Here is an 8,781-nt window from a genome sequence, read left to right as displayed (position 1 = left end):
CGGGACGGAGCATGGGTAATCGGGCAGCCCGCGACAGGGAGGGCAAGCTCTGGATAGAATGTAGTTGTTTCTGCAATTCAGGAGAGTGCCATGGAATACTATGCTGGGCTGGATGTATCGCTGCGGTCGGTCGCGGTCTGCATCGTTGATGAAAAAGGCAAGACCGTCCTGGAGCGGAGCGTTCCGTTCGAGATCGCGGATATCGAGGCCTGTCTTCACGGCTGGCCTCACCCTTTGAAACAGGTTGGGTTTGAGGCCGGTGCGATGAGCCAACACCTGTTTTTCGGGCTGAAGAAAGCTGGGTTTGATGTGGTCTGCATGGAGGCGCGGCAAGTGAATGCGGCGCTGTCTGCCATGCGCAACAAGACCGATCGGACTGATGCGCGCGGCATTGCACAGATACTGCGGTCTGGCTGGTTCAGTCCCGTGCATATGAAAAGTCGAGAAGCCCATGCGATCCGGGCGCTGCTGACATGTCGCAAGGCGATCCAACGCAAATGCATTGATCTTGCCAATGAAATCCGTGGACTGTTTCGAGTGTTCGGCCTGCGTCTGCCGCCCCGTGTTGATCAGGGCTCTTTCGATGAGCGCGTCCGAGCGATTATCGAATCTGATCCCGATCTGTCACGCGCCCTATTGCCTCTGCTCGATGCCCGTGCGGTGCTTTACAAAACCTACCGCGAACTGGATCGGCGCGTTAAACAGGCCGCCAGTCGCGATGAGGTCTGCTTACGATTCATGGCGATCCCCGGTGTGGGGCCGGTCGCCGCTCTCACTTTCCGGGCGGCGGTTGATGATCCGACGCGGTTTGCCAGGTCCCGCACGGTGGCCGCCCATTTCGGTCTGACGCCACGACGATACCAGTCGGGTGAGATGGACAATCCTGGGCGCATCTCGAAAGCGGGTGATCCCGAGGTACGCACCGCACTCTATGCTGCGGCGAACGCCATGATGATGCGGGCGGTCGCGGGATCCGGGATCAAGAGCTGGGGCCTTCGACTGATGCGCCGCAAGGGCCGCCGCCGAGCAATCGTCGCTGTCGCAAGAAAACTCGCCGTCGTGATGCATCGCATGTGGACTGATGGCACCGAGTTCCGCCGTGATCCGTTGGAGGGCACCGCATGATCTGACACCCTCCAAGATCACGACGGGATCGTCCTCACCGGACGAGGTCCGTGGATGACGCCGAATACGTCTGCTGCGGCGAAAGACCGCGAGACGGAGCGGGGCGCTCCACAGCCAATCCGACACATGCGTGCAGCGGCCCATGACTATGACGGGCCAGAACAGACTGCGAAGAGAAGCGTGACCCGGATGAGTGACAATGATCCCATGCAAGTGAAAATCGCAAAATAGAGCTTGACCAAAATGCCCGATTAGAGAAGCGGTCTTTAACAACATCGCTACTCTGCGGGATCAGGATCGATTTCAAAATTTGGAGGATGTACGGCGAGGCTATTCGCAACGTCTCGAAGGACATCAATCAACTGTTGATCCGAACGCTCCAAGGCGTCAGCTATCCGGTCTGCGGCCTCAATCTGGGTCTGGCGAAGCGAGGCAATCTCGACCTGCATGTCTAAAATGACTGCTTCGATGGACGCTGTCTCCTTCGGAACCCGCCAGACTTCCGTGTACACGATTTGAAAAATAGGAGCGACCAGCGCGATGAGAACAGCATAGCCGCCAAGGCGGATAGCGCGTTCGGCTGATCTATCATTGTCAGATGCCGCTTTTTCAAATTTCTTCAAAAAATCTGCCGCGTGCGCCTGTAATTCAGTGGCTATTTGTGCGCCGTTTGCGGCAACATCAAGCATCTTATCAAAGCGCTGCTCGATCCGCTCGAGGTGATCATTTGTATCGAAGGTTGGATTTCGCGGTGGAGTCCTGAGCGCCGTTGGCAGTGAGGGCGCGCGCAAAGCTTCGATCGAACGGAATTGGTCGTTTAGCTGTTTGGTTAGATCGCCAAGGGCGCGGCCTGACGGTAGCTGGAGCTGTTCAGCTAGCTTCGAAATATCCATTCCTTTCTTTGAATCGTCGGGTGAACCTTGATTGTTGTCGTCGCTCATTAACTTTTCCCAATTCGTACAAAGCAGCCCTGACGCGAATTACAGCATAATTCCCATACTTCATTGAGTGCGAAAGTAACATCACGGCCTTTTCTTCGAAAGACCTCAAAGGGCTCATTTCGACATTGGCAAGCCCCGCAAGCGGGGCCGGGCTGCTGAGGCTTCGCCCTGAACTCTGACCCTGCTGCCTTCCTGTGCCAATACGGCTTGGTCTGTCTCATCCTGAGCCAGGCCAACCCATTTGTCACATGGTCGCCATCACGATCCGCTTTCAGCCCTGTCGGGTCTGCATCCCTCTTGCAAGGCGGGCGCGGCCGGCAATCCGATCTGTCGCAAAGGACTGACCGCAACAGCCGCGACTCATCAGCCGATGGCCATGTCCTCTGCGGCTTTGCCCGATGACAACGCCTCCACAAACCACAGCGGTTTGCGCCCCCGGCCGGACCAGGTGAGCGCCGGGTTCTCAGGGTGGCGGTATTTCGCCGGGGCGGGCGCGCGCTTGGGTGTTGCTTCCTCGCCCATGAGTTCGGCCAGCGAATAGCCCAGGTCTTTGGCGAAGGCTTCCACCTTGGCGCGGACTTCTGTCTTTTGCCGGTCCTCGTAGGTGGTGATCGCCTTGGCGATGTCCTTATGCAATTTGCGCAGTTCCGTGAGCGACAGCGCCTCGAGATCGAAATCAGCCATGCGATGCTTTCCGTGTCCTGAATGATCCCGCAACGTAGCCTGTATCGGCAGGGACCCGCAACTCCCTGACGGCGGGGGCAGGGGGGCGGTTGGGCATGATCGGTATCGACCGCCAGTGCAGTGCTGGGCTTGGGTTCTGACAGGCCATGTTGGCCGGATGACAGGGTCTGGCATGGGCTTCCCCCGTGTCGCTCTGTCTGCTGGTCCATCCCTTCGACTGACAATCCCCTAATCCCGTTCGGGCTCTCGCGCGCAACCCCGCGTCAGTCCGGGCCGTGTTGGCCGCCTGTGGCGTCCTGCCCGCGCCACCCCGGTCCTCTGGAGGTTTCCGGCGTCCGTTCCGTCCACCGTGCACGCGTCACCCGACGGGCTTTTTCAGGGTCTTGTCGAAGGGACGGTCCCGAAGACAGGACACAGAAGGAAGCTACCCATGCAAAACATCGTCATCCTCGCTGGCAACATTGGCCAAAAACCCGAAACCCGCACCACCCAAGGTGGCACCAACATCACCAACTTCAGCCTCGCCACCTCGCGCCCCCGCCTCTCGGAAGGTCGCGTGTTGCGCGACGAGAACGGCTACCGGGTCATGGACACGGAATGGCACCGCATCACCTGCTTCAATGGCCTCGGCAAGACGGTCGCGGAGCATTGCGAAAAGGGCATGAAGCTCCTGGTCCATGGCCGCATCCACTACACGAAATGGACCGACGCTGCAGGCAACGACCGCTACGGCTGCGAAATCATCGCCGAGAAGGTCGATTTCCTCAGCCGCCCGAAATCGGCCGAGAGTGAAAACCCCGAGTTGGTCGACCGCGACGACGAGATCCCGTTCTGAAAAGAACGGGGTCTCCCCCTCGGGCCCGGCGGGGAAACCCGCCGGGTTCAGGCTGTTCGTGGAAGCGGACAGTCGCTGCAGCCGCAGCATGGACCGGCGTGACCGGCGGCAGTTGGCAAAAGCGGAGTTTGCAAAGTTGCGGTTCATGGCCGCATCTTTCGACGTGCCCGGCCCAAAGCGGTCTGTCAGCGTTGGAGGCATGCTGCAACGCGGCTTACCGAAGCGGCCATTCAAGCCCGGTACAGAACGTACTGACGCGCGGGCGGCGAAAACGCGTTTGTCGGTTCATAGAAACCGAATTCATGAGGAACTTTGCCGACTCAGCTCTCAGCGAGGATTTGCAAGAGCATTCCATCTCGCAGCTCCACCGGATTGGCCCTGTAGGACGATGACTGCACTACATCACGCGCAATATTGGCGTGCATCTCGGCTGTTACGCCAAGCCCGCCAATGGTCGGCAGTCCATGCCCGCGGACCCAGTTCTGGAAATCCGGCAGATGGCCGAATTCACGCGCGATCTGCTCGATGACCCAACTGATGCGCTGCTGGGTGATGCTGCCCTCTGGGGCCACCTGCGAATTGGCCCTGAGCACCGGCACCAGCATTGTTCCGCATATGGCCCCATGCGCGGCGCCGGTCTGGCCACCGATCACGCCTGCAAAGCCATGCACGGCGCCAAGGCCCGCATTTGCCAGCGCAATACCCCCGAACATACTTGTCAATGCCATATCGTCCCAGGCATGCCCCTCATCCTTGTCCATCAGCCTGCGCAAAGCTGACAGGCCACGCGGGATGGCATCGCGGCAGAGTACATCTGTCACGGGGTTGGCGCGGCTGCAGATGAAGGGCTCGATCACCTGCGTGATGGCATCCAGCCCCGACGCAAGTGTCACGGATTTCGGGCAGGAGAGGCACAGATCAGGATCGACCAGTGCCAGCGCCGGATAAAGACGCGGATCGCGCAGGCTGACCTTGCGGCGGGCTTCTGGCACTTGAATCACGGCATTGCGCGTCACTTCGGCACCTGTCCCGGCGGTGGTCGGGATCGCGACCAGCGGCAAGGGGGCATTGTCCAGCGGTTGCCCCTCGCCGACAACTTCCAGATAGCGCATGGCGCTGTGCGGCGCGGGGATCAGCGCGGCCAGCGCCTTGCCATGGTCGATGATCGCCCCACCCCCGATGGCAATGATTAGATCGGGCCGGAAATCCTGTGCAATTGCGACATTGGCCTCAATGCCCGGCAGATCGGGTTCGCCACTGGCCTGCAGGTCCAGCACATCGCCGCTCTCGCGCAGCGATTTCAGAAGGTCATCTGCGGCCGCGACCGAACGAGAGCGCAGCAGCAAAACGCGGCGGGCTTGCGCGCGGGCAAAGGGCACTGCTTCTGCGACAGAGCCACGCCCGAAGCGCAGTGTTCCAGCCGTGGCGAAACCGAATGCCGCGATGCTCATCGCAGGATCGACTTTCCTGCAAAAACAGCCGTTTCGCCCAGCATTTCCTCGATACGGATCAGTTGGTTATATTTCGCCAGCCGGTCCGAGCGCGCGAGCGAACCCGTCTTGATCTGCCCGCAATTCGTGGCGACCGCCAGGTCTGCGATGGTCGCATCCTCGGTTTCACCCGAACGGTGTGACATCACGCAAGTCATACGCGCGCGATGCGCCATATCCACCGCCGCCAGCGTCTCGGTCAGTGTGCCGATCTGGTTGACCTTGACCAGCAAGCTGTTCGCGCATCCCTTCTCGATACCCTCGGCCAGACGTGCGGGATTGGTGACAAACAGATCATCGCCCACAAGCTGGCATTTTTCGCCCATCAGTTCGGTCAGCTTGGCCCAGCCATCCCAGTCATCTTCGGCCATGCCATCCTCGATCGAGATGATCGGGTAATCCTTGACCAGCCCCATCAGATAGGCGGCATTCTCGTCGCGGGTCATCACGGCGCCTTCGCCTGTCATGTGGTATTTGCCGTCGCGGAAATATTCGGTCGCGGCGCAATCGAGTGCCAGATAAATGTCCTCGCCCGGTCGGTAGCCTGCCTTTTCGATGCTGCGCAGGATGAAATCAAGCGCGTCGCGGGTGCTTGACAGGTTGGGCGCAAAGCCGCCCTCATCGCCGATCCCGGTGGACAGGCCTGCAGCCGACAATTCCTTTTTCAGCGTATGGAACACTTCCGCGCCCATGCGTACCGCCTCGCGGATCGAGGTCGCTGCGACAGGCATGATCATGAATTCCTGAATATCGATCGGGTTGTCGGCATGTTCGCCCCCGTTGATGATATTCATCATCGGAACCGGCAGCACTCGCGCCGAGGTGCCGCCGACATAGCGATAAAGCGGCTGGCCGGAATACTCGGCAGCGGCCTTCGCCACGGCCATCGACACACCCAGAAGCGCATTCGCGCCCAGACGGCCCTTGTTCGCGGTGCCGTCCAGTTCCAGCATCGCCGCGTCAATTGCGACCTGTTCAGTCGCGTCAAAGCCCACCAGCGCCTCTGCCAATTCACCATTCACGGATGCTACCGCGTCCAGCACGCCCTTGCCCATATAGCGGGCCTTGTCGCCATCGCGCTTCTCGACGGCCTCATGTGCGCCGGTGGACGCGCCAGAGGGAACCGCCGCGCGGCCCATCGTGCCGTCTTCCAGAACCACATCCACCTCGACCGTCGGGTTGCCCCGGCTGTCCAGTATCTCGCGGCCAATAATGTCGATGATCGTGCTCATGCTGCTGCCCTTCCCATGGCGATTGCCGTGTCGATCATGCGGTTCGAGAAGCCCCATTCATTGTCATACCATGAGAGTATACGACACATGCTGCCCTCCATGACCTTGGTCTGGTCGGTATGAAACACCGAGGAATGCGGGTCGTGGTTGAAATCCGACGAGACAAGTTTCGCATCCGTATAACCCAGAATGCCCTTCATCGCGCCATCTGCCGCCGCGCGGATCGCATCGTTGATCTCTGCGGCACTGGTGCCGCGCGCGGCCTCGAATGTCAGGTCCACAACCGAGACATTGGGCGTGGGCACGCGGATCGCCACTCCGTCCAGCTTGCCGTTCAGGGCGGGCAATACCAGCCCCACTGCCTTCGCCGCCCCGGTCGAGGTCGGGATCATGCTGAGCGCCGCTGCCCGCGCGCGGTAGAGATCCTTGTGCATCGTATCCAGCGTAGGCTGATCGCCTGTGTAGCTGTGGATAGTGGTCATGAAACCGCGCTTGATGCCGATGGCGCCGTGCAAAACCTTCGCAACAGGGGCCAGACAATTGGTGGTGCAGGATGCGTTCGAGACAATCAGATCATCGCGCGTCAGCGTGTCATGGTTCACGCCGTAAACAACTGTCTTGTCCGCATCGGGGCTCGGGGCCGAGATCAGCACCCGCAACGCGCCGTTGTTCAGATGGGCCTTGCAGGCGTCCTTGCTGGTGAAAATACCCGTGCATTCCATCACCACATCAACACCTGCCCAAGGCAGCTTGGCGGGTTCGCGGATGGCAGTGACCTCGATCGGCCCGCGCCCGACATCGATCGTGTTGCCAGATACCCTGACCTCGGCAGGGAAACGTCCATGCACGCTGTCATGCTGCAGCAGATGGGCATTGGCATCGACCGGGCCGAGATCATTGATGGCGACGATCTCGATATCGGTGCGACCGGATTCGATGGCGGCGCGCAGGATGTTGCGGCCGATGCGGCCAAAACCGTTGATGGCGACTTTGAGGGTCACTGTGATCTCCTTTCAGGATTGAAGCTCTGGAAATTCGTCAACCGAGGCAATGCGCAGAATATTGGTCGTCCCAGAGGCGTTCAGCGGTGTGCCTGCTGTCACGATGATCCGCGCACCCGCATCGTCCAGCCCAGCGTCTAGGGCGCATTGCAGGGCCTGTCTGACAGCCGTTCGGAACCGGTCGGCGGCGGGCACAACCTCGCAGCGCAGCCCCCAGACAAGCGATAGCTGGCGGGCCGTGGTCTGGTTCGGGGTCAGGGCAAGGATGGGCACTGGCGGGCGTTCACGCGCGGCGCGCAGGGCGGTGGTGCCCGATTGCGTGTAGCAGGCGATGGCTTCGACATCGGTGCTCAGCGCGATCTCGCGCGCAGCTGCGGTGATCGAGTCAGCATCACTCTTGCCGCCATCCTGTCGAGTGGCGCTCATGAGGTGCTGATAGCTTGGGTCGCTTTCAACCTCGCAGGCCACATCATGCATGATCTGCACGGCCTTGACCGGATAGTCACCCGCCGCCGATTCCGCAGACAACATGACCGCATCAGCCCCTTCATAGATCGCAGTCGCCACATCCGAGACTTCGGCGCGGGTCGGTACAGGGGCTGTGATCATGCTTTCCATCATCTGGGTGGCCACAACCACAGGCTTGCCTGCCCCGCGCGCCAGTTTGATCACGCGTTTCTGCACCGGCGGAACATTTTGCACAGGCAGCTCCACCCCCAGATCACCGCGCGCGACCATGATCCCGTCGGCACGTTCCAGAATAGCGTCGATGCTTTGCAGCGCCGCGGGTTTCTCGATCTTGGCCATGATCTTGGTGCGGTTGCCGATCAGGGCACGGGCCATCTCGATATCTTCGGGACGCTGAACAAAGGACAATGCGATCCAGTCCACACCCAGCGTGCAGGCGAATTCCAGATCGCTGCGGTCCTTCTCGGTCAGCGCCGAAAGGGGCAAGGTCACGCTGGGCACATTCACGCCCTTGCGATTGGAAATCCGCCCGCCGACCTGCACTGTGCTGCGCGCGAAATCCGGGGTTGCGTCCTGCACTGTCAGCCGAATATTGCCGTCATTGATCAGCAGTTCTGCGCCGGGTTTCAGGGCTGCAAAGATCTCGGGATGCGGGACGCAAACACGGTTGGCATCCCCCGGCCTGGGATCCAGATCCAGCGTGAACGCCTGACCTTCCTGCAACATCTCGCCTTCGGGATTGGCAAATACACCGCAACGCAGTTTCGGGCCTTGCAGATCGGCCAGAATGCAGATCGGGCGCTGCAATTCCGCTTCGATGTCGCGAATATGGGCGTAGATCTCGGCCTTGTCGGCCTGTGTGCCGTGGCTCATGTTCAGGCGAAAGACATCCGCACCCGCAAGCGCCAGATCACGGATGACCTCGCGCGTGTTCGAGCTTGGGCCAAGCGTGGCGATGATCTTGATATGGCGTTTCATGGCATTCCGCATGTTTTGGAAAGGCAC

Annotated in this window: 8 protein-coding genes; 2 read left to right on the top strand and 6 right to left on the bottom strand. The window is 60.5% G+C overall.

Annotation, left to right across the window (positions count from 1 at the left end):
* Positions 1-90: 90 nt before the first annotated feature.
* The gene (locus BD293_RS19900; RefSeq protein WP_142085313.1) at positions 91-1,125 is read left to right on the top strand and encodes an IS110 family RNA-guided transposase; all 1,035 of its coding nucleotides are present in this window, start codon (positions 91-93) and stop codon (positions 1,123-1,125) included.
* 278 nt (positions 1,126-1,403) lie between these two features.
* Here BD293_RS19900 and BD293_RS19895 read toward each other — a convergent pair whose 3' ends face one another.
* Positions 1,404-2,066 (bottom strand): hypothetical protein, encoded by a 663-nt coding sequence (locus BD293_RS19895; RefSeq protein ID WP_142085311.1) that lies wholly within the window; start codon positions 2,064-2,066, stop codon positions 1,404-1,406.
* 363 nt (positions 2,067-2,429) lie between these two features.
* Positions 2,430-2,750 carry an H-NS histone family protein gene (locus tag BD293_RS19890; RefSeq protein WP_142085309.1) on the bottom strand — a complete coding sequence of 107 codons (321 nt, stop codon included), beginning with the start codon at positions 2,748-2,750 and terminating at the stop codon, positions 2,430-2,432.
* 430 nt (positions 2,751-3,180) lie between these two features.
* On the opposite strand from BD293_RS19890, the gene BD293_RS19885 reads away from it, so the two are divergent.
* On the top strand, positions 3,181-3,585 hold the full coding sequence (locus tag BD293_RS19885; RefSeq protein WP_142085307.1) for a single-stranded DNA-binding protein: 405 nt from the start codon (positions 3,181-3,183) through the stop codon (positions 3,583-3,585).
* Positions 3,586-3,905: 320 nt separating this feature from the next.
* Here the strand turns inward: BD293_RS19885 and BD293_RS19880 are convergent, their stop codons facing one another.
* The 4 genes from BD293_RS19880 to pyk are packed head-to-tail and all read right to left on the bottom strand — an operon-like array spanning position 3,906 to position 8,754.
* On the bottom strand, positions 3,906-5,036 hold the full coding sequence (locus tag BD293_RS19880) for an iron-containing alcohol dehydrogenase (RefSeq protein WP_142085305.1): 1,131 nt from the start codon (positions 5,034-5,036) through the stop codon (positions 3,906-3,908).
* Positions 5,033-6,307 (bottom strand): phosphopyruvate hydratase, encoded by a 1,275-nt coding sequence (gene eno, locus BD293_RS19875; RefSeq protein ID WP_142085303.1) that lies wholly within the window; start codon positions 6,305-6,307, stop codon positions 5,033-5,035. The genes BD293_RS19880 and eno overlap by 4 nt, the downstream gene beginning before the upstream one ends.
* Positions 6,304-7,308 carry a type I glyceraldehyde-3-phosphate dehydrogenase gene (gene gap / locus BD293_RS19870; protein ID WP_142085301.1) on the bottom strand — a complete coding sequence of 335 codons (1,005 nt, stop codon included), beginning with the start codon at positions 7,306-7,308 and terminating at the stop codon, positions 6,304-6,306. Before gap ends, eno begins: the two co-directional genes overlap by 4 nt.
* A gap of 12 nt (positions 7,309-7,320) precedes the next feature.
* The gene (pyk, locus tag BD293_RS19865) at positions 7,321-8,754 is read right to left on the bottom strand and encodes a pyruvate kinase (protein ID WP_170207247.1); all 1,434 of its coding nucleotides are present in this window, start codon (positions 8,752-8,754) and stop codon (positions 7,321-7,323) included.
* Positions 8,755-8,781: the final 27 nt, after the last annotated feature.

It is taken from the genome of Roseinatronobacter monicus (assembly GCF_006716865.1).
Lineage (GTDB): Bacteria > Pseudomonadota > Alphaproteobacteria > Rhodobacterales > Rhodobacteraceae > Roseinatronobacter > Roseinatronobacter monicus.
This window is presented reverse-complemented; position numbering and strand designations above follow the sequence as displayed.